17 protein-coding genes are annotated in these 19,055 nt (G+C 65.4%); 9 read left to right on the plus strand and 8 right to left on the minus strand.

All coding sequences use genetic code 11. From position 1 onward, the window contains the following. From MU449_RS14690 to MU449_RS14700, 3 genes are all read left to right on the plus strand, one after another. The coding region (locus MU449_RS14690) for a cytochrome c oxidase subunit I (protein WP_244739414.1) at positions 1-1,526 on the plus strand (1,526 nt) is incomplete at its 5' end. After that, positions 1,523-1,813, plus strand: a complete 291-nt coding sequence (locus MU449_RS14695; RefSeq protein ID WP_244739416.1) for a hypothetical protein — start codon at positions 1,523-1,525, stop codon at positions 1,811-1,813. The genes MU449_RS14690 and MU449_RS14695, both read left to right, overlap by 4 nt. A gap of 80 nt (positions 1,814-1,893) precedes the next feature. Continuing rightward, the gene (locus tag MU449_RS14700) at positions 1,894-3,030 is read left to right on the plus strand and encodes a lytic murein transglycosylase (RefSeq protein ID WP_244739418.1); all 1,137 of its coding nucleotides are present in this window, start codon (positions 1,894-1,896) and stop codon (positions 3,028-3,030) included. Positions 3,031-3,034: 4 nt separating this feature from the next. Here the strand turns inward: MU449_RS14700 and MU449_RS14705 are convergent, their stop codons facing one another. Both MU449_RS14705 and MU449_RS14710 read right to left on the minus strand, forming a co-directional pair. Further along, complete coding sequence (locus MU449_RS14705) at positions 3,035-3,742, minus strand: FadR/GntR family transcriptional regulator (protein ID WP_244739419.1); 708 nt, start codon at positions 3,740-3,742, stop codon at positions 3,035-3,037. 2 nt (positions 3,743-3,744) lie between these two features. After that, positions 3,745-4,746 (minus strand): four-carbon acid sugar kinase family protein, encoded by a 1,002-nt coding sequence (locus tag MU449_RS14710; RefSeq protein WP_280517803.1) that lies wholly within the window; start codon positions 4,744-4,746, stop codon positions 3,745-3,747. Positions 4,747-4,826: 80 nt separating this feature from the next. Here MU449_RS14710 and MU449_RS14715 point away from each other — a divergent pair, with 80 nt between their 5' ends. Beyond that, positions 4,827-5,567, plus strand: coding sequence for a 2-keto-4-pentenoate hydratase (locus MU449_RS14715; RefSeq protein WP_244739421.1), 741 nt, complete (start codon positions 4,827-4,829; stop codon positions 5,565-5,567). A gap of 164 nt (positions 5,568-5,731) precedes the next feature. Here MU449_RS14715 and MU449_RS14720 read toward each other — a convergent pair whose 3' ends face one another. Genes MU449_RS14720 through MU449_RS14740 form a run of 5 tightly spaced genes read right to left on the minus strand, consistent with a single transcriptional unit; the run spans position 5,732 to position 11,619 of the window. Then, complete coding sequence (locus tag MU449_RS14720) at positions 5,732-6,613, minus strand: dihydrodipicolinate synthase family protein (RefSeq protein WP_244739422.1); 882 nt, start codon at positions 6,611-6,613, stop codon at positions 5,732-5,734. Between the two features lie 9 nt (positions 6,614-6,622). Further along, positions 6,623-8,242: an ABC transporter ATP-binding protein gene (locus tag MU449_RS14725; protein ID WP_244739423.1), complete on the minus strand. Its 1,620-nt coding sequence runs from the start codon at positions 8,240-8,242 to the stop codon at positions 6,623-6,625. Further along, positions 8,235-9,149, minus strand: a complete 915-nt coding sequence (locus MU449_RS14730) for an ABC transporter permease (RefSeq protein WP_244739424.1) — start codon at positions 9,147-9,149, stop codon at positions 8,235-8,237. Before MU449_RS14730 ends, MU449_RS14725 begins: the two co-directional genes overlap by 8 nt. Positions 9,150-9,156: 7 nt before the next feature. Further along, a complete protein-coding gene (locus MU449_RS14735) occupies positions 9,157-10,071 on the minus strand; it encodes an ABC transporter permease (protein WP_244739425.1) in 915 nt (304 codons plus the stop codon). A 45-nt stretch (positions 10,072-10,116) separates the two neighbouring features. Next, on the minus strand, positions 10,117-11,619 hold the full coding sequence (locus tag MU449_RS14740; protein ID WP_244739427.1) for an ABC transporter substrate-binding protein: 1,503 nt from the start codon (positions 11,617-11,619) through the stop codon (positions 10,117-10,119). Between the two features lie 280 nt (positions 11,620-11,899). Here MU449_RS14740 and MU449_RS14745 point away from each other — a divergent pair, with 280 nt between their 5' ends. Then, positions 11,900-13,072, plus strand: a complete 1,173-nt coding sequence (locus MU449_RS14745; RefSeq protein WP_244739428.1) for a sialidase family protein — start codon at positions 11,900-11,902, stop codon at positions 13,070-13,072. Next, the gene (locus MU449_RS14750; protein ID WP_244739429.1) at positions 13,069-14,163 is read left to right on the plus strand and encodes an iron-containing alcohol dehydrogenase; all 1,095 of its coding nucleotides are present in this window, start codon (positions 13,069-13,071) and stop codon (positions 14,161-14,163) included. Before MU449_RS14745 ends, MU449_RS14750 begins: the two co-directional genes overlap by 4 nt. Here MU449_RS14750 and MU449_RS14755 read toward each other — a convergent pair. Next, entirely contained in the window at positions 14,145-15,104 is a 960-nt protein-coding gene (locus MU449_RS14755; protein ID WP_244739430.1) for a LysR family transcriptional regulator, read from the minus strand. The two genes, MU449_RS14750 and MU449_RS14755, sit on opposite strands and share 19 nt — an antisense overlap. Positions 15,105-15,223: 119 nt before the next feature. Here MU449_RS14755 and chvE point away from each other — a divergent pair, with 119 nt between their 5' ends. Genes chvE through mmsB form a run of 3 tightly spaced genes read left to right on the plus strand, consistent with a single transcriptional unit; the run spans position 15,224 to position 19,055 of the window. Continuing rightward, positions 15,224-16,288, plus strand: coding sequence for a multiple monosaccharide ABC transporter substrate-binding protein (gene chvE / locus MU449_RS14760; protein WP_244739431.1), 1,065 nt, complete (start codon positions 15,224-15,226; stop codon positions 16,286-16,288). 54 nt (positions 16,289-16,342) lie between these two features. Beyond that, complete coding sequence (gene mmsA / locus MU449_RS14765) at positions 16,343-17,881, plus strand: multiple monosaccharide ABC transporter ATP-binding protein (protein ID WP_244739433.1); 1,539 nt, start codon at positions 16,343-16,345, stop codon at positions 17,879-17,881. Then, positions 17,865-19,055 carry a multiple monosaccharide ABC transporter permease gene (mmsB, locus tag MU449_RS14770; protein ID WP_244739434.1) on the plus strand — a complete coding sequence of 397 codons (1,191 nt, stop codon included), beginning with the start codon at positions 17,865-17,867 and terminating at the stop codon, positions 19,053-19,055. The genes mmsA and mmsB overlap by 17 nt, the downstream gene beginning before the upstream one ends.

Consider the following 19,055-nt stretch of genomic DNA (forward strand, 5'->3'; position numbering starts at 1 on the left):
CCATGGGGTTTCTGTCTTTCGGCCTGTGGGTGCACCACATGTATGCGACGGGCATTCCCCACCTGTCGCTGTCGTTCTTTTCGATCGCCAGCGCCCTGGTGGCCCTGCCCACCTCGGTCCAGATTTTCACCTGGCTTGCGACCATGGCCAAGGGGCGCCCGCGCTTTTCCATCCCCATGCTGCATGTGGGGGGGTTCTTCTTCGTCTTCATCTGCGGCGGGTTGTCGGGGGTGATGCTGGCGATGGTGCCGTTCGACTTGCAGGCGCATGACACGCATTTCGTGGTCGCCCACCTGCATTACGTGCTGATGGGCGGGTTCGTGTTTCCGATGATGGCCGCCGCCTATTACTGGCTGCCCCACATCACAGGCCGCCAGCCGGTCCAGCATATGTCCCACGCCGCGTTCTGGACGATCTTCGCGGGCTTCAACGTGACGTTCCTCGGGATGCACCTGACGGGTCTGCTGGGCATGACGCGGCGCATCCACTCCTATACTGATCCCTTGTGGGAGGTGCTGAACTTCATCTCCTCCATGGGCAGTTTCGTGATGACGATCGGATTCGCGCTGCTGGCGATCGACCTCATCATGATGATCTTCTTCGGTCGCCGGTTCCGGCGGGATCCCTGGGGGGCGGGCACGCTGGAATGGGCGATGCCGACGCCGCCCGCGTCCTATGGCTTTGCGGCCATTCCGCATGTGGACGGGCGGGCCGACCAGATCGATGTTCGCACCTTGGGCCCCCGTCTGGCGGCGGGGCAGGGATATCTGGCGACGCCGAACGCGGATCAGGAAACGATGGGGGTCGATCCGATGACCGGCGCGCCGATGCAGGTGATCGTGCTGCCGACGGCCACATATCTGCCGCTGGTCACGGCGGTGCTGACGGGCGGGGTCTTTCTGTCCCTGATCCTGAAGGTCTATATCCTTGCGCCGGTCTTTGCCGCGGGCGTGGTGGGGATGTTCCTTCTGTGGATGCGCGCCTCGGCCCCCGCCGCGCGGGTTGAGGCGGCGCCGGGCCTGACCCTTCCGAACCACCGTGCCAGCGGATCGCCCCCGTCGCTGTGGGCCATGCGGTTCATCCTGACGGCGGATGCGACGGCCTTCACCTCGCTTCTGTTCGGCGCGGGGTTTCTGGCCATAAGCGCCCCCGGCTGGCCGCCCGAAACATGGCCGGGCGCGGGCTGGATCGTCGCGGTTCCGGCAGCGGCGGCGGTTCTGCTGGCCTTGATGCCCCGGGGATGGGCGGCGGTTCTGGCGCAGGTCGTGCTGGTCGCGGGTCTGGCCTGGGCCGTGACGCGCCTTTCCGGCATGACCGAACATGCGGCCGCCGCCTCGCTGGGGGTGATCGGGATCTATGCGGCGGTGCACGCGGTCGTGGGCGCGGTCATCGCCGCCGCCACGCGCGGGCGGGTCGCGGCCGACCGCCGTCTGTCCGACCTGTGGCAACGCTATACCGCGCTGATCACCTTGGTCGCGGTTGGCTTTCCCTTCGCCCTGCGGCTGCTTGCAGCAGGTGCGGCATGAGGGAGGTCGCACGTCTTCTTGCAGGGTTCGTCATCTGGTCGGTCGCGTTTCTCGGCATCTATGCCGTGCAGGCGACGGGATGCGCGATGGGTGTGGCCCCCGGCACCTTGCGGACGATCCTGATCGCGGGGATCGTCGTGGCCCTGGCTGCGGGCGCGGTGCCATTGTGGTGGGCGCTGCGGGGCCAGTCATCCACCTTGCAATTTGCGGCGGTGATCTGCGGCATCGCGGCGCTGGCCTCCACGGGCCTGACGTTTTCGGCGGTGTTCTGGGCCGGGGTCTGTTGACGCCACCGCGACCGTTTGCACGATTGCCCGCCCGCGCGGGTGATCTACACTCGACCATAACATAACAAAGGGGCAGGATCATGATCATTCATCGGCGGAGTTTCACCCTCGGCATCGGCGCGTTGGGGCTGGCCGCCTGCGCGCGCGGCGGCACGGTGTCCAGCGGGCCGGCCTCCATCCCGGACGATCTGCGCCCGGTGCCGGATGCCGGGTATGACGCCTGGGTCGCCGCCTTCCGTCCCCGCGCCGTCGCGCGCGGGATTTCACAATCCACCTTCGATGCGGCCTTCCGTCAGGCGGGGTTCCTTCCCGGCGTCATCACCCGCGACCGCAGTCAGCCCGAATCCGCCCGCTCGCTGGAGGATTATCTTTCCATCGCCGTCTCGGACGAACGCGTGGCCAAGGGGCGCGCCGCGTATGCCCGCCACCGCGCGCTCTTGTCCGCGCTGGAGGCGCGGTATGGCGTGGATGCGACGATCATCACGGCGGTCTGGGGTCTTGAAAGCTTCTATGGCGAACGTCGGGGCGATATCCCGGTGATCTCCGCCACCTCCACCCTTGCGTATGATGGGCGTCGCGGCCAATTCTTCGAAAGCCAACTGATCGCGGCGCTGCGCGTGCTGCAGAACGGCGACGTGTCGGCGCAGGGCATGACGGGCAGTTGGGCGGGGGCCATGGGCCACACGCAATTCATCCCGACCTCCTATCTCGCCTATGCCGTGGATTACAACGGGGACGGGCGGCGGGACATCTGGTCCGACGACCCCACGGATTCGCTGGCCTCCACCGCCGCCTATCTGGCGCGCAGCGGATGGACGCGCGGCACCCGCTGGGGGGCCGAGGTGACGGGCGCCGCACCGGGGGGCACCGTGATCCAGCCGCAGGCGGGCGGGCCGCGTTTCGCCGTCACGGGCAATTTCCGCGCGATCAAACGCTACAACAACTCGGATTCCTATGCGATCGGGGTGGGGCATCTGGCCGATCGGATCGGCGGGGGCGGGCCGCTGCGTGGAACCTTCCCGCCGGACGCGAACGGTCTGACCAAGGCCGACCGCGTGCGCCTGCAACAGCGCCTGACCGCGCGCGGGTTCGATACCGGCGGTGCGGACGGTGTGTTGGGCAACAAGAGCAAGGCCGCGATCCGCGCGTTCCAGGCCAATATCGGCCAGCCCGCCACCGGCGTGCCCTCGCAGGCGCTGCTGCAGGCCCTCGGGTGATCCGTCAGCCGGCCGCGGGTTGATCGAACACCCGCGCGCGCGAGCCCAGAAGGTGCTCGCGCATGAGGCGGCGCGCGGCGTCGGCATCGCGCCCTTCGATGGCGTCGTGAATGCTTTTGTGTTCGGCGAACACGTAAGACAGCCCGTTTTCATCACGCTTCACCGACGCGCCGTGAAACCGCATGCCCACCGCGATGTGATCCTTCAGGGCGATCATGGCCGTGGCGAAATAGGGGTTCTCGGCGGCTTCGGCGATCGCATGGTGGAACTCGAAATCCGCATCCACGCGGTGCGCATGGCGATCGGTGGCATCCCGCATCAGGGTCAGGGCGGTGGCGATGGGGGCCAGCGTGTCGGGACGGTGGCGCGCGGCCGCCAGCGCTGCCGCCTCCGGCTCGATCGTGATGCGGAATTCATAGCAGTTCAGAAGATCGGCGGCATTTTGCAGCTGCCCGAACCCCAAGGGCTGCTTCATGCCGATGGAGCGGACGAAACTGCCCGCGCCCCGGCGGGAGTAGATCAGGCCCTGATCGCGCAGCCGCTGCAACGCCTCGCGCACGATGGGGCGCGACACCTCGAACTCCGCCGCCAGATCGTGTTCGGTCGGCAGACGTTCGTCGGGCTGATAGGAGCCGGACTTGATCGCCCGCTGCATCCGCTCGAACACGATCTCGCCCAGGCTTTTGCGCCCCGTCACGGAAGTCTGGACCATCGTTATCCCCCTGTCCTGATCTTGGCCACCACCTGCGCCAATGTGTCGGGCGTGCCGAACCCGCCCGATTTCGCGACGATGATCATGCCGCCCGCCTGCGCCACCGGCAATCCGGGAAGGCATTCCCCCAAAAGCCGCATGGTGCGGATGCCGTATCCGGTCAGGATCGCCTCCGCCGTCGCCCCGCCGGTCAGGAACAAGGTGTCGGGGGCCGGATGGTCGCGCAGCCCTTGGGCAAGGTTCGCGGCCACCTCAAGGCCGGTCGCCTCATGGTCTCCTTGCGTCGCTTGGATCACCAGCAGATCCTGCGGTGGCAGGGGGGGCACGACGCCGTTGGGCGCGGACACGCGCGGCACGTCCAGCGCCGCCACTTGCGCCAGGGTGATCGGATCGCGCGACCCGATAACCAGCGTGCCGCGCGGGCCGGTCAAAGGCGGGGCCATGGCCGCATCCCGCCCCGTCATCCGGCAGGCAAGCGCTTCGGCCAGACCCCGCGCGCCCACCAGCAGCGCATCCGGCGCCGCGTCAATCGCCCGACGCATGTCGGCCTCGGACCGGATGTCGGGGATGCTGGCGGGGCGGCCCAGCAACGGCGCGATGGCAATGGGGGTCTCGACCCCGAAACCGGTGACGCAGCCGTCTTCCACCCTGCGGTCGAAATCGGGAATGGCGGGGGCAACCAGCGTCGGTCCTTCGGGAAACAGCGCCAGTTCCGCCGCGATATGCCCCTTCATGCGGGAATCGATCTTCTTGAACACAGGCAGGCCGGGGGGCAGGGCGGCCACCGCCTCGGCCACCATGGCGCAGGCTTCGGCTTCGGTCACCTCGCGGGATCGGGTGCTGACGGTCACGACATCGGTGCCCGCCGCCAGCGCCTCAGGCAGATCGGCGGACGAAAGCGCCACCTGAACGGACAGGCCGCGCCCGGCAAAGGGGGCGGCGGCGTCCAGCGCGCCCGTCAGATCGTCGGCGATGATGGCAAGGCGAAGGGTCACGTCGGGCATCCATTGGCTGAAAGGGTGAAAAGACATTGCATCCGTGGGGACATGGCTGTTTCCTGCGGTCTATCCGAGGAGGACTGACGATGACACATGAAACCCCCACCCAGACCGCCGCCCGTCTGCTGCGCGATGCCGAACACGGGTCGAAACTGGCGCATCTGCCCGAAGGCGTGGCCCCGACGGACGAGGCGGCCGCCTATGCCGTGCAGGATGCGGTTCTGGCCGGACAGCGGGTGGCGGCGTGGAAGGTGGCGGCCATCCGCAGCCCGGAACCGCTTCAAACCGCGCCCCTGACGCGCGACATGATGATTGAAAGCACCCTGCCGTCCCACATCCGCGAACCGGAGATCGAGGTGGAGATCGCCATCGCACTGGTGTCCGACCTTCCCCCGCGCGAGGCTGATTACACCCGCGAGGAAGTGATCGAGGCGCTTGGCAAGGCCCATGCCGCGATCGAGATCGTGGAATCGCGCTTTGCCGTGCGCAAGGAGGCGGCGCCGCTGTCCGCCTTGGCCGACAAGTCCAGCAGCGCGGGCGTGGTGATCGGATCGGGCACCGACGCGTGGCGCGATCTGGATTTCACCACGTTGAACGTCACCCTGACGGGGGCGGAACCGATCGCTGAGGCCAAGGGCAACGCCACGCAAGAGCAGACGATCAATTCGCTCATCTGGCTGGCCAACCACGCGTCGCGGCGCGGGCTGGGGCTGATGGCGGGGCAATACGTCATCACGGGCGCGCGGATCGGTCCGATGGTCGTCAAATCCGGCCAACGCCTGATGGCCGGGGTGGAAGGCATCGGCGAAGTGACCCTCGCGGTATAACATCCGGGCGGTCATGCGGCGGCCGCCCCCCGATCCGCCGCGAAGACAAGCCCTGCGGCGGTGAACGGATCGCGTCTGTGCAGCGTCTTGGCGGAACGGGTCACGCGAAAACCTCCGGGTGCGGGATGCGGGCGGGGCGGGCGCCCCGCCGGACCCCTGTCACGTCACAACAGATCGTAGGTCTTGAGTATCTCTGCGATCTTGCGGTCCTGATCCGCCTCGGGCAGCAGCGCGGGCTGACGGCTGGCCCCCACGGACGTGTCCATCAGATAGAGGGCGCGCTTCACCAAGGCGGGGGGATAGCCCAAGCCATACAGATCCTTGCGGAAATTGCCGAAGATCTGTTGCTGACGTTCCGCCTCGGCATGATCGCCCGCGTTGTGGGCGCGCAGCAGGGCAGCCAGGACATCCGGCATGACGTTGCCCAGACCGGAAATGCAGCCCGCTGCCCCGTTCATCAGCGACCAGTGCACCAGATGATCGGGCCCGGAATAAACGGCGAAGCCCGGCTTCTCCTGACCCACCTTCAAATACGCCTCAAGCGTGTCCTGCGCCCCGCCGGAATCCTTGATGCCGGCGATGTTGGGATGATCGGCCAGCGCCTTGGCCGTCGCCGGCTCGATATGGTTCTGCGTGCGCGCCGGAATATCGTAAAGATAGACGGGCGTGGACACCGCCTCGGCCACGGCGGTGAAGTGGCGCACCATCCCGTCCTGCGTGCAGGCGATGAAGAACGGCGTGATGACGGCGATGCCATCCACCCCGATCCGGTCGAATTCGCGCGCCAGCTTGATCGTCTCGAACGTGGCGGGCATCCCGGCGTTGACGATCACCTTGGCGCGGCCCGCCACCTCGTCCACCACCGCTTCGGTCAGGGCCACCTTCTCGTCGAAGGTCAGGGCGGTGAAATCGCCGTTGGTGCCCGCGCACATGATGTTGTTGCCCGCCCGCACCTGACGGCGCACCTGCGCGCGGGTGGCGTCGAAGTTGATCGTCTCATCCTCGTTGAAACAGGTGACGAGGGCGACGTAAGCCTCTTTGGTCATCGAAATTCCTCAGGTCTGAAGGGCAAGGCGGGCGCGGCGGCGTTCTGCCTGCACCTCGGGGTCGGGATCAAGGCCTGCGGCCAGCAGGGCCTGCGTGTAGGGTTCGCGGGGGCGTTCGAAAATCTCGTGCACGGGGCCGAGTTCGACGACGCGGCCCGCCTGCATCACCATGACATTGTCGGCAAAATCGCGCACCACCGGCAGATCGTGGGCGATGAAGATGAAGGCGATGCCCATCGTCTTGCGCAGATCGTCCAGAAGGTCGATCACCTGCGCCTGCACCGACACGTCGAGCGCGGACACCGCCTCGTCGCAGATGATCAGCTTCGGCTCCAGCGCCAGCGCGCGGGCGATGGCGATCCGCTGGCGTTGCCCGCCCGAGAACTGGTGCGGATACCGCTGCGCCATTTCGGGCTTCAGGCCGACCTGTTCCAGCAATTGGGCGACCCGGGTCTTCCATTCCTTCTTCGGCAGGATTTCGGGATGGATCACCCACGCCTCGGAGATCAGTTGATAGACCGTCATCCGCGGGTTCAGCGACTGCGTCGGGTCCTGGAATACCATTTGCAGATCGCGACGCAGCTTGAACAGCTCGGCGGGGGGCAGGGTGAACAGATCCTTGCCTTTCCACACCGCCTTGCCGCCATCGGGTTCGTCCAGACGCAGCAGAACCCGCGCCAAGGTCGATTTGCCCGACCCGGATTCGCCCACGACGGCCAGCGTCTCCCCCTGCATCAGATCGAAGTTGATCCCCTTCAGCGCCTGATAGGCGCCGTAGTTCTTCTTGACATTGCGCACCGACAGAACCGGTTCGCTCTCGGGCAACGGCTCATGCATCGCGCCCTTGCCGGGGGCCGCACCGATCAGCTTTTTCGTATAGGGGTGGGCGGGGTTGCGATAAACCTCGGCCGCCGTTCCCGTCTCCACCACCTCGCCCGCGTTCATCACCACGACGCGGTCGGCAATCTCGGCCACCACGCCCAGATCGTGGGTGATGATCAGCACCCCCATGCCGGTTTCCATCTGCAATTCGTTCAGCAGCGACAGAACCTCGGCCTGCACGGTCACGTCGAGGGCGGTCGTCGGCTCATCCGCGATCAGCAGGTCCGGCTTCATCGCCAGCGCCATCGCGATCATCAGGCGCTGCCGCTGCCCGCCGGAAAATTCGTGCGGGTATTTCTTCAACGAGGCTTCGGGTTCGGGAATGCCCACGCGGGTCACAAGACGCAGCGCCTCTGCCCCCGCCGTGTCGCGCGGGGTGCCGTGGGCGGTCATCATCTCCACGATCTGCCAGCCGACGGCATAGACCGGGTTCAGATGCGACAGCGGATCCTGAAAGATCATCGCGATGCGCTTGCCGTTCAACTGGCGGCGCTGCTCCTCGGTCATCGACAGAACGTCCTGCCCGTCGAAGGTGATCGTGCCGCCCGAAATCCGCCCGGGCGGCATGTCGATCAGATTCATGATGGCCGAGGCGGAGACGGATTTCCCCGACCCCGATTCCCCCAGGATCGCCAGCGTTTCGCCCCGGTCCAGATGGAAGCTGACATCGCGCACGGCCTTCACGACGCCGGCAGCGGTGTGGAATTCCACAGACAGGTTTCGCACATCCAGCATATGGTCAGCCATTCTCGGCTCCTTTCATCTCAAGCCGCCAGCGTTGCACGGGATCAAGCGCGATGCGCAGCCAGTTCGACAAAAGCGTCAGCGACAGCGTGGTCAGGATGATCGCCAGCCCCGGCCAGAAAGACAACCACCACGCATTCGTCAGATAGGCGCGTCCTTGCGCGATCATGAGGCCCCATGTCACATCCGGCGGCTGGATGCCGATGCCAAGAAAGGACAGCGCGCTTTCGGCCAGCATCACGAAGGCGAAATCCAGCGTGGCGACGGTGGTCAGCGTCGGGATCACGACCGGCAGGATGTGGCGGAACAGCACCCGGCGTCGTGGGGCGCCCATCACCTGCGCCGCCTGCACGAACATCCGCTCGCGGATTTCCAGCACCTCGGCGCGGGTGGTCCGCAGATAAACGGGGATGCGCGTGATCGCGAGGACGATGATCAGGTTCGTCACCGACGGCCCAAGGATCGACAAGACGATCAGCGCGATCAGAAGCGAGGGGAAGGACATGATGATGTCCGCCAGTCGCAGGACGACCTCGGACAGGATCTTGCCGGAATAGCCTGCGATCAGGCCCAGCGTGGTGCCGATGATCGCCGATCCCAGCACCGCGCCGGCGGCGATGGCCAGCGTGTTCTGCCCCGCCACAAGGATGCGCGGCAGCAGCGGGCGGCCAAGCGCATCCGACCCGAAGGCCCAGATCAGCCCGCGATCCCAGTCGAAGGGCGGCATGTTGCGCCCGCGCAGATCCTGATCGGCGGCGATGTCACCGATCAGCCACGGCCCGAAAAGGGCGAAGAACACGATGAAGATCAGATAGAAGGCGGCACACAGCGCCATCTTGTCCGCGCACAGCATCCGCCAGAAGCGGGACAGGGCGCTCGGTTCGTCGTAAAGGATGGGGGTGTCGGTCATGCTCGCCTCAGTGCCGGATGCGCGGATCGAGCGCGGCATAGGCCAGATCGATCAGGATGTTCATGAGGAAGATCGCCAGCGCCGTAACCATGATCGCGGCCAGAACGACGTTGAAGTCACGCGCCATGATGCTGTCGATCATCAACTTGCCCACACCGGGAAAGCCGAAGATCGTCTCGATCACCACGGCGCCGTTCAGCAAGGCCGCCGCCTGATCGCCGATCACGGTGATGACCGGCAGCATCGCGTTGCGCAGGGCGTGGACGAAGATGATGGGGCGGGATTTCACGCCCTTGGCCCGCGCGGTCTTCACATAGGCCGAGGACAGGGCCGAAATCATCGACCCCCGCACCACCTGCACGATCAGCCCGAAGGGGCGGATGAACAGCACCGCCACCGGCAGGACCCAGTGCCAGACCGTGCCCGTGCCCGAGGTCGGCAACCAGCCGAAGCCGACCGCGAACACCACGATCCCGACGATCGCCATCCAGAAATCCGGGGCCGACGCCCCAATCAACGATACGAAGGACGCAAACCGGTCGAACGGTCCGCCCACGTTGAACGCGGCCAGTGACCCCACGACGATGGCCGACACCGTCACCAGCGTCATGGTGATCAGCGCCAGTTGCAACGTCCACGGAAAGGCTTCCAGCACCACGTCCATCGCGGGGCGCGCCTGCCGCAGGCTTTCGCCGAAATCGAACCGCACCAGATCGCCGATGTAATAGCCGAACTGAACGATAAGCGGATCGTTCAGGCCGTTGATCTCACGGAACTGGTCCCGCATCTCCTGACTGGCGTCGATGGGAAGGAACAGGTCCGTCGGATCGCCGGTCAGGCGCGTCAGAAAGAAGACGAGAACGACCAGCCCGATCAGGGAAATCAGGCTGGCAAGCCCTCGTTTGCGAAGGAAATGAAGCATCCGTGTCTCCGTTGGGCCGGACGGGGGAGCGTCCGGGGCCGACGTTTACTTGAACCCGATCTGCGACAGCTGAAGCTGCGAGTTCGTGGCGATGGTGGGGGTGAAGTCCAGGCGCGACCCGACACGTGTGAACCCGACCGTGTGGAAAAGCAGGGCATCCGCCTGAATGTCGTCGTGCAGATAAGCGATCAGTTCCGACCAAAGCGCCGCACGTTCGTCATCCGTCGCGGCCGAGGCGCGGGCGATCAGATCGTCCACCTTCGGATCGGACACGCCCGACTGCCGTCCTTCGCTTGCGTATTTGAAGAACATGGTGAAGACGGGGTCGCCCTTGTCGTTGTCATGCATCGCCATCAGCATGTAGGGGCCGACATTGGTGGGATAGGGCTTGGAGTAGAACTGCTCGTGCTCGGCCACCTCATAGAATTGCAGGTCGATGTTGAACCCGGCATCGGTCATCATCTGCTGCAACGCCTCGCCCACCTCGGTCACGGCGGGGAAGTTGCCGGTGCGGGCGATCAGCTTGATCTGCTGGTCCACGTCCACACCATCGGCGCGGGCCTCCTCCAGCAGCGCGCGAGCGCCTTCGGGATCGTATTCCGGCACCTGCACGTCCGGGTTCCAGCCGAGCGTGGTCGGCGGGACCAGGGCGGTGGCCAGTTCCGTTCCTTCGGCCATCACGGTGCCGATGAAAGCCTCGCGGTCGATGGCCATGTTCAGCGCCTTGCGCACCCGCACGTCGTTCATCGGCGCGACCGAATGGTCCAGCCGGATATAGACGGTTTCCGAATTCAGATAGCTGAAGTCGGTGTCGGGGTTCGTGGCGTCGATGTCGGCGATGGAGGGGGCCAGATCCGCCTCTCCGGTGGCGACCATCGCGGCGCGCACGGACGGGTCGCTGCGGAACAGATAGGTGGCCGAGGTGACGGCGGGCGCGTCGCCCCAGTAACCGTCGCGTTGCGTCAGCACGATGCGCTGTCCCGGCGTCCATTCGGTCAATTCATACGGCCCCGTGCCGATGGGCTCGCGGGTGAATTCCATCGGGGTTTCTTCCGGCACGATGGTGACCAGCGACAGCAGCAGCGGCAGGATCGGCTGCGCCGGATCGGTGGTGAAGTCGATGGTGTTCTCGTCCACCACCGTCGCCTTGATCGTCATGCCGCCGAAGTAGCGGGGCGTCTCGCAGCTCAGCTGATCGCTCATCGCGCGGTCGAACGAATGTTTCACATCTGCCGCATCGAAGGTGGAGCCGTCGGAAAACGTCACGCCCTGTCGCAGGTTGAAGCGCCAGGTGGCGTCGTCCATCTGCTCCCAGCTTGTCGCCAGGCGGGGGATCACGCCTTGCCCGCCGCGCGTGTCGTATTCGGTCAGGGTTTCGTTGATATTCTGCAGGATGACCCGCCCGATATTGGACCGGGTCGCCATGCACGGCTCCATCAGGTCCAGTTCCTCGCTCAGCACGACGCGGATGTCGCCTTCGGCTGCGTATAAGGGTGTCAGTCCCGTCGCGGCCAAGGCCGCCCCAAGGGCCAGCGTCTTCGTGATCATCGTTACCTCCCCGAAAAAGACAGGCGCGGGTTCGCGCCAAGTTCCCATTCCCTGTGCGGCCCCTCCGAAGACCGGTCCGAGAAGCATAAATCAGGGGTATATCTTGTCAACAGGGATGGTGCAGGGAATGACAAATCGAGAGTAGGTCAATGTTATAATAAAGTAAAACAACAGTATAACCATGTTCACATCCTATCAGTATGTCTGAAAATGAAAAACCAAACTTGACAACCTGCCCGGACGGACCGACCTTCGCGGCAAGGAACGACGGGAGGATTCCATGCGTCTGGACGAAATCGAGGGGGCCATGACCGGCCAGATCAACGCCACGGCCCCCGGGCGGGCCGAGGGCTTCCTGCCCTCACCGATGATCCAGAATCACGCGGCCTTTCTCAGCCTGCTGCCGGATGGGGCGCTTTTGTGCGTCTGGTTCGGCGGCACGCTGGAAGGCAAGTCCGACATTTCCATCCATGGCAGCGTTCTTCCCGAAGGCGGCGATCGGTGGGGACCGGTGCGCGCGCTCAGCTTCGATCCCGACCATTCGGAACAGAACCCGGTCGTGTTTCATGCGCCTGATGGGCGGATGTGGCTGTTCCACACCTCGCAGCCGTCGGGCAATCAGGACGAATGCCGCATCCGCATGGCCCCGCTGACCCGCGACGACAAGGGCGTCGTGGCGGGCGAGGGGCGGTATCTCGACCTGCCGCGCGGCTGTTTCGTGCGCGGCAATGTCATGCTGCGCGAGGATGGGGCGTGGCTTTTGCCGATTTTCCGCTGCATCCCGCGTCCGGGCCAGAAATGGACCGGCAGCCATGACGACGCGGCCATGGGCGTCTCGGTCGATGGCGGGCAGAACTGGACGCTGGAACCGGTCCCGGACAGCATCGGCTGCGTGCATATGGGGCCGGTTGCGGGTGCGCCGATGACCGCCTTCTATCGCCGCCGCCAGGCCGATCACGTGTTCCGCAGCGAAAGCGGGGATGGCGGGCGGACGTGGACCGCACCGCAGGCGACGGACCTGCCCAACAACAACTCCTCCATCGCGGCGACGCGGGTGGCGGACGGGCGGATCGCGGTCATCTGCAATCTTTCCTCCGCCGCCACCAGCGCCGACCGCCGCGCGTCGCTCTATGATGAGCTGGGGGAGGAGGACGACCGCCCCGACGCCGATCCGACCGGGGGCTGCGTGCCGATCTGGGGGGTGCCGCGCGCGCCCGTGGCGGTGTGTCTGTCGGACGATGGGGGGCGCAGCTTTCCCCATCGGCTGGTGATCGAGGATGGTCCGGGCACCTGCACTTCGAACAACTCCACCGATGGGCGCAACAAGGAAATGTCCTATCCCTGGCTTCTCGAGGCCCCGGACGGGACGCTGCACATCGCCTACACCTATCACCGGCGGGCAATCAAATACGTCCGGCTGGCGCCGGGCTGGGCCAAAGGGAACGCACAATGAAGAACATCACAATCCATCTGCCCAAACGTCTTGAGATCGGGGCCCATGCCGCGACCAAGGTCGGCGAGGTGTTCGGCGCCGCGCGAACATTCGTTCTGGCCACGCCGCACACGCAAGGCTTCGTCGATCAACTTGGCCTTTCGGGGCAGGTCACGGTCTTTGCCGACATTCCGGGCGAACCCGACACCGCCTGTCTTGAGGCGGCGATGGCGGCGGCGCGCGAGGCCCGTCCCGATCTGGTCGTGGGTCTTGGCGGCGGGTCGGTGATGGATGTGGCAAAACTGGTGGCCGCCCTGTGGGACGGTGATCAGACGCTGGCCGACGTGGCCGGGCCGAACAAGGTTGCCGGGCGCGCCTGCGCGCTGGTGCAGGTGGCCACCACCGCAGGCACGGGGTCCGAGGCGGGCATCCGCGCACTGATCACCGATCCGGGTGCGGGCGCCAAGATCGCGGTCGAAAGCCCGCATCTGATCGCCGATCTCGCGGTGCTGGATCCGGTGCTGACCTACAGCGTGCCGCCGGCGGTGACGGCCGCCACCGGCATCGACGCCATGGCCCATTGCGTGGAGGCGTTCACCAACGTCAACGCCCATCCGGTGATCGACGGCTTTGCCCGCATGGGGATCGACCTTGTGGGCCGGTTCCTGGCCCGCGCGGTCAAGGACGGCACCGATACCGAGGCGCGGGAGGGCATGATGCTCGCCTCGTTCTATGGCGGGATCTGCCTTGGCCCGGTGAACACGGCGGCGGGCCATGCGCTGGCCTATCCGCTGGGCACCCTGCTGCATCTGCCGCATGGCCTTGCGAACGCGATCATCTTCCCGCATGTGCTGGCCTTCAACCAGCCTGTGGCCGAGGCCAAGACGGCCGAGGTCGCCGCCGCCCTGGGCCTGACGGGCGATCTTCTGCCCGCCGCCCGCGCCTTTTGCGAAGGGCTGGGGGTGGAGATGCGCCTGTCGGCCCATGGCGCGACCGAGGATCAGCTGGATCGCTTCGCCACCGATGCGCACGGTATCCGCCGCCTGATGAACAACAACCCCCGGGACATGAGCGTGGAGGACGTCCTGGGCATCTATCGCGCGGCGTTCTGACGGGGCGGCGGGGGGTGATGCGTCGTGCGATCCGCGGCACGCAGTTCCGCCAGAACCAGGGCGCGCAGGCGGGCGGCGATGGCCGACATCTGCCGTCCCCGCACCTCGATCACGTAATAGGGGGGGACGACCATGTCCCCCGCAACATCCAACGCCGCGAACCGCCCCATGCCGGGCCCGGTCATCAACGACACGACTTCGGCCGAAACGGGGGCGATGGCGTTGCTGTCCACCAAGAGCGCCATCATCACCAGAAGCGAACTTGTGGTGATGACATGCGCGGGCAGGGGCGCACCGCTCAGGGCCAGCGCCTCCTCCACCGTGTGGCGAACGGGGGTGCCGCGTTCCTGGATGATCCATTCATAGCGTGAGAGCGCCTCAAGCGACACGCCCCGCTGGCTGGACATGGGATGATCGCGACGCGCCAGAAACCGCACGATCTCGGACCCCGCGGGGTGCATGACAAAATCCGACTGGCGCAGATCGGGGGTCAGGCGCGCGATGACGAAGTCGTAATCCCCCGCCATCAACCCGCGCATCAACTGGCCTGAGGGGGCCACGTCCACGGCGACCTGCGCATCGGGGGCGTGCCCGCGCAGCTGCCGGATGGCGGGCACCATGGAGCCGACGGCCGGCCCCGTGACCGACCCAACCCGAACCGCGCCGCTGCGGCCTTGCCGCAATTCGTCCACCTCCGCCTCCAGATCGTGCATGGTGACGATCATGGCCTGCGCCCGCCGCGCCAGAACCCGCCCCACGGGGGTCAGGGTCATGCCCTTGGGATGGCGTTCGAACACCGGCGCGCGCACGATCCGCTCGATATCGGCCAACATGCGCGAGGCGGCGGGCTGGGTCAGCGCCAGCTGCGCCGCCGCAACCTGAAGCTGCCCCAGTTCGGCCACGGCGGCAATCAGACGAAGATGGGACAGCTTCAGGTTCATGGGATACCATAATCGCTATGCAGAACGTCAGTTTACTCATTTGATTGTTATCCTCGCAAGGCGCAACATTATTGCGGAAGGTGAAACCGGGGAGGGTTTCGCCACCTTGGGAGGATCATATGAAGAGCAAGCTGCTCGTGGCCGTGGCCGCGATGGGCGTATCCCTGTTTGCCTTGCAGGCCGGGGCGCAGGACAAGGGAATGGTCGGGATCGCCATGCCCACCAAATCCTCGGCCCGCTGGATCGATGACGGCAACAACATGGTCAAGGCGTTGCAGGAAGCGGGATACGAAACCGACCTGCAATATGCCGAGGACGACATTCCGAACCAGTTGTCCCAGATCGAGAACATGATCGTCAAAGGCGTGGACGTGCTCGTCATCGCCTCCATCGACGGCACCACCTTGTCGAACGCGTTGGAAAACGCCGCCGCCGCCGACATTCCGGTGATCGCCTATGACCGGCTGATCAACGGGACCGAGAATGTCAGCTACTACGCCACCTTCGACAACTTCCAGGTGGGCGTGCTGCAGGCGACCAGCCTGGTGGACGGGATGAAGGAACGTTTCCCCGACACCAAGCCCTGGAATGTCGAACTGTTCGGCGGCAGCCCCGACGACAACAACGCCTTCTTCTTCTACAACGGCGCGATGTCGGTCCTGCAACCGCTGATCGACGACGGCTCGATCGTGATCGGGTCCGGCCAGATGGGGATGGAAACCGTGGGCACCCTGCGGTGGGATCCCGCCGTTGCGCAGTCGCGGATGGATAACATCCTGTCGGCCAATTACACCGACAAACAGGTGAACGGCGTGCTGTCGCCCTATGACGGGTTGTCGATCGGCATCCTGTCCTCGCTGAAGGGTGTGGGCTACGGGTCGGGCGACATGCCGATGCCGATCGTGACGGGGCAGGATGCCGAGGTGCAGTCGGTCAAGTCGATCCTGGCGGACGAGCAGTATTCCTCGATCTTCAAGGACACCCGCGAACTGGCCCGTGTGACCGTGGGCATGGTCGACGCCGTCCTGTCCGGGTCGGAGCCGGAGATCAACGACACCGAAACCTACAACAACGGTGTGAAGGTCGTCCCCTCCTATCTGCTGGAACCGGTCGAGGTGGACAAGTCCAACATCGAAGAGGTTCTGATCGGCTCGGGCTATTACACCGAAGACCAGATCAAGTAAGCGTCGGGCGGCCCTGCCCGGCGCGGGGCCGCCGCATTCGCGGAGTGACAGCCAATGACAGCCATCCTGGAGATGCGGGGGATCACCAAGACCTTCCCCGGCGTAAAGGCGCTGGACGATGTGAACCTGATCGTCCAACCCGGCGAGATCCACGCCATCTGCGGCGAGAACGGCGCCGGAAAATCCACGCTGATGAAAGTGCTGAGCGGGGTCTATCCCCACGGCACCTATGACGGCGAGATCCTGTTCGAAGGTGCGCCGATGACCTTTCGCGGCATCCGCGACAGCGAGGATCGGGGCATCATCATCATCCATCAGGAGCTGGCGCTGGTGCCGCTTTTGTCCATCGCCGAGAACATGTTTCTGGGCAACGAGATCACGACGGGTGGGCATATCGACTGGCCCGAAACCTACAAGCGGTCGGGGGATCTTCTGCGCAAGGTGGGCTTGCGCGAACCGCCCAACATCGCCGTGGGCAAGCTGGGCGTGGGCAAGCAGCAGTTGGTGGAGATCGCCAAGGCCCTGTCGAAACAGGTGAAGCTGCTGATCCTTGACGAACCCACCGCGTCCTTGCAGGAAAACGACAGCCAGACCCTTCTGGACCTTCTGCTGGAATTCAAGGCCGAGGGCATCACCTCCATCATCATCTCGCACAAGCTGAACGAGGTGCGGCGCGTCGCCGACCGCGTGACGGTCCTGCGCGACGGCAACACCGTTTCCACCATGGACGCCCCGATCGAGGAGGAACAGATCATCCGCCAGATGGTCGGGCGCGACATGAACAGCCGCTTTCCCGACCGGAACCCCCGCATCGGTCAGACGCTGATGGAGATCGAGTGTTGGTCCGCCCGCCATCCCGAACATGCCGATCGCATGGTGGTGCGCGACGTGTCCCTGCATGTCAAAGCGGGGGAGATCGTGGGCATCGCGGGCCTGATGGGCGCGGGCCGGACGGAACTGGCGATGAGCGTGTTCGGCCAAAGCTACGGCCACAAGACCGCCGGCACCGTGCTGATGGACGGCGCGGCCGTGGACACGTCCACCGTCCGGCGCGCCATCGATGCCGGGCTGGCCTATGTCACCGAGGACCGCAAGGGACTGGGCCTTGTCATGGACGACCCGATCCTGCGCAACACCACGCTTGCGGCCTTGCAGAAAGTGTCGTCCAACATGGTCCTAGACCGGGGCATGGAACGGCATGTGGCCGAGGAGTATCGGCGCTCGCTGCACATCCGCACGCCGGGGGTCTATCAGCAGGTGATGAACCTGTCGGGGGGCAACCAGCAGAAGGTCGTTCTGGCCAAATGGCTGTTCACCGACCCCAAGGTGCTGATCCTGGACGAACCGACGCGCGGGATCGACGTGGGCGCGAAATTCGAAATCTACACCATCATCAACGAATTGGCCGCGCAGGGCCGGGGCGTCATCGTCATCTCGTCCGAGATGCCGGAGCTTCTGGGCCTGTGCGACCGGATCTACGTCATGAACGAAGGCGCCTTCGTGGGCGAATTGCGGCGCGAGGAGGCGTCGCAGGAACGCATCATGTCGATGATCGTCAAGGGGAAGGAAGAGCATAATGACCGCGTCGCCTGACACGTCGCAGGCACCGGGCCTCGGGACCTATCTTCGCAACAACATGCGGGAATACGGCATCCTCGTCGCGCTGGTCGTCATCATGGGGTATTTCCAGTTCGCCACCGGCGGCGTGCTGATGCGGCCCGTGAACCTGACGAACCTGTTCCTGCAGAACAGTTATATCGTCATCATGGCGCTTGGCATGTTGATGGTCATCGTCTGCGGCCATATCGACCTGTCGGTCGGGTCGGTCGCGGGGTTCATCGGCGGGCTGTCGGCGGTGATGCTGGTGCATTGGGACTGGCCCGTCATTCTGGCGATCCCCGCCTGCCTGATCGCGGGGGCGGCCATCGGGGCGGCGCAAGGATATTGGATCGCCTATTGGAAGATCCCGTCCTTCATCGTCACGCTGGCGGGGATGCTGGTGTTTCGCGGTCTGACCCTGTGGCTTCTCGCCGGTGCGTCGGTCGGGCCGTTCCCGCGCAGCTTTCAGGCGCTGTCCACGGGGTTCATCCCGGACATTCTGGGGCCCGGCAAGCCGAACGTCACCGCACTCGTCCTTGGGGCGCTGGCCGCCGTGGCGATCGTGTTCCTGTCGGTCCGGGCCCGCATCCGCCAGATGAAGTACGGGATCGAGGATGAACCGATGGTCGTCTTCGCCACGAAAAACGCGATGGTCGTGCTGGCGCTGTTGTTCATCGCATGGCTGCTGGCCACCTATCGCGGGCTGCCGAACGTGCTGATCACGATGGCCGTCCTGATCTCGGCCTACACCTTCCTGACGCAATCCACCACGCTGGGCCGGCGCATCTATGCCATCGGCGGGAACGAGAAAGCGGCCAAGCTGTCGGGCATCAACACCGAACGGCTGACCTTCCTGACATTCGCCAATATGGGGATGTTGGCCGCGCTGGCGGGTCTGGTCTTCGCCGCGCGCCTGAACACCGCGACGCCCAAGGCCGGCGTCGGGTTCGAACTGGACGTGATCGCCGCCGTCTTCATCGGGGGCGCTTCCATGGCCGGGGGTGCGGGCAAGATCGTGGGGGCCGTGATCGGGGCGTTCATCATGGGCGTCATGAACAACGGCATGTCCATCATGGGCATCGGCATCGATTATCAACAAGTGATCAAGGGGCTGGTGCTGTTGGCCGCCGTGATCTTCGACGTCTACAACAAGAACCGTCAGGGGTAG

The sequence above is a fragment of the Falsirhodobacter halotolerans genome, assembly GCF_022899245.1.
In the GTDB taxonomy this organism is placed as follows: Bacteria; Pseudomonadota; Alphaproteobacteria; order Rhodobacterales; family Rhodobacteraceae; genus Falsirhodobacter; species Falsirhodobacter halotolerans.

Bases quoted from the DNA above. Each gene is read 5' to 3' on its own strand.
- MU449_RS14695 (WP_244739416.1), top strand. From the start codon at position 1,523: ATGAGGGAGGTCGCACGTCTTCTTGCAGGGTTCGTCATCTGGTCGGTC.
- MU449_RS14700 (WP_244739418.1), top strand. From the start codon at position 1,894: ATGATCATTCATCGGCGGAGTTTCACCCTCGGCATCGGCGCGTTGGGG.
- MU449_RS14705 (WP_244739419.1), bottom strand. From the start codon at position 3,742: ATGGTCCAGACTTCCGTGACGGGGCGCAAAAGCCTGGGCGAGATCGTG.
- MU449_RS14710 (WP_280517803.1), bottom strand. From the start codon at position 4,746: ATGCCCGACGTGACCCTTCGCCTTGCCATCATCGCCGACGATCTGACG.
- MU449_RS14715 (WP_244739421.1), top strand. From the start codon at position 4,827: ATGACACATGAAACCCCCACCCAGACCGCCGCCCGTCTGCTGCGCGAT.
- MU449_RS14720 (WP_244739422.1), bottom strand. From the start codon at position 6,613: ATGACCAAAGAGGCTTACGTCGCCCTCGTCACCTGTTTCAACGAGGAT.
- MU449_RS14725 (WP_244739423.1), bottom strand. From the start codon at position 8,242: ATGGCTGACCATATGCTGGATGTGCGAAACCTGTCTGTGGAATTCCAC.
- MU449_RS14730 (WP_244739424.1), bottom strand. From the start codon at position 9,149: ATGACCGACACCCCCATCCTTTACGACGAACCGAGCGCCCTGTCCCGC.
- MU449_RS14735 (WP_244739425.1), bottom strand. From the start codon at position 10,071: ATGCTTCATTTCCTTCGCAAACGAGGGCTTGCCAGCCTGATTTCCCTG.
- MU449_RS14740 (WP_244739427.1), bottom strand. From the start codon at position 11,619: ATGATCACGAAGACGCTGGCCCTTGGGGCGGCCTTGGCCGCGACGGGA.
- MU449_RS14745 (WP_244739428.1), top strand. From the start codon at position 11,900: ATGCGTCTGGACGAAATCGAGGGGGCCATGACCGGCCAGATCAACGCC.
- MU449_RS14750 (WP_244739429.1), top strand. From the start codon at position 13,069: ATGAAGAACATCACAATCCATCTGCCCAAACGTCTTGAGATCGGGGCC.
- MU449_RS14755 (WP_244739430.1), bottom strand. From the start codon at position 15,104: ATGAACCTGAAGCTGTCCCATCTTCGTCTGATTGCCGCCGTGGCCGAA.
- chvE (WP_244739431.1), top strand. From the start codon at position 15,224: ATGAAGAGCAAGCTGCTCGTGGCCGTGGCCGCGATGGGCGTATCCCTG.
- mmsA (WP_244739433.1), top strand. From the start codon at position 16,343: ATGACAGCCATCCTGGAGATGCGGGGGATCACCAAGACCTTCCCCGGC.
- mmsB (WP_244739434.1), top strand. From the start codon at position 17,865: ATGACCGCGTCGCCTGACACGTCGCAGGCACCGGGCCTCGGGACCTAT.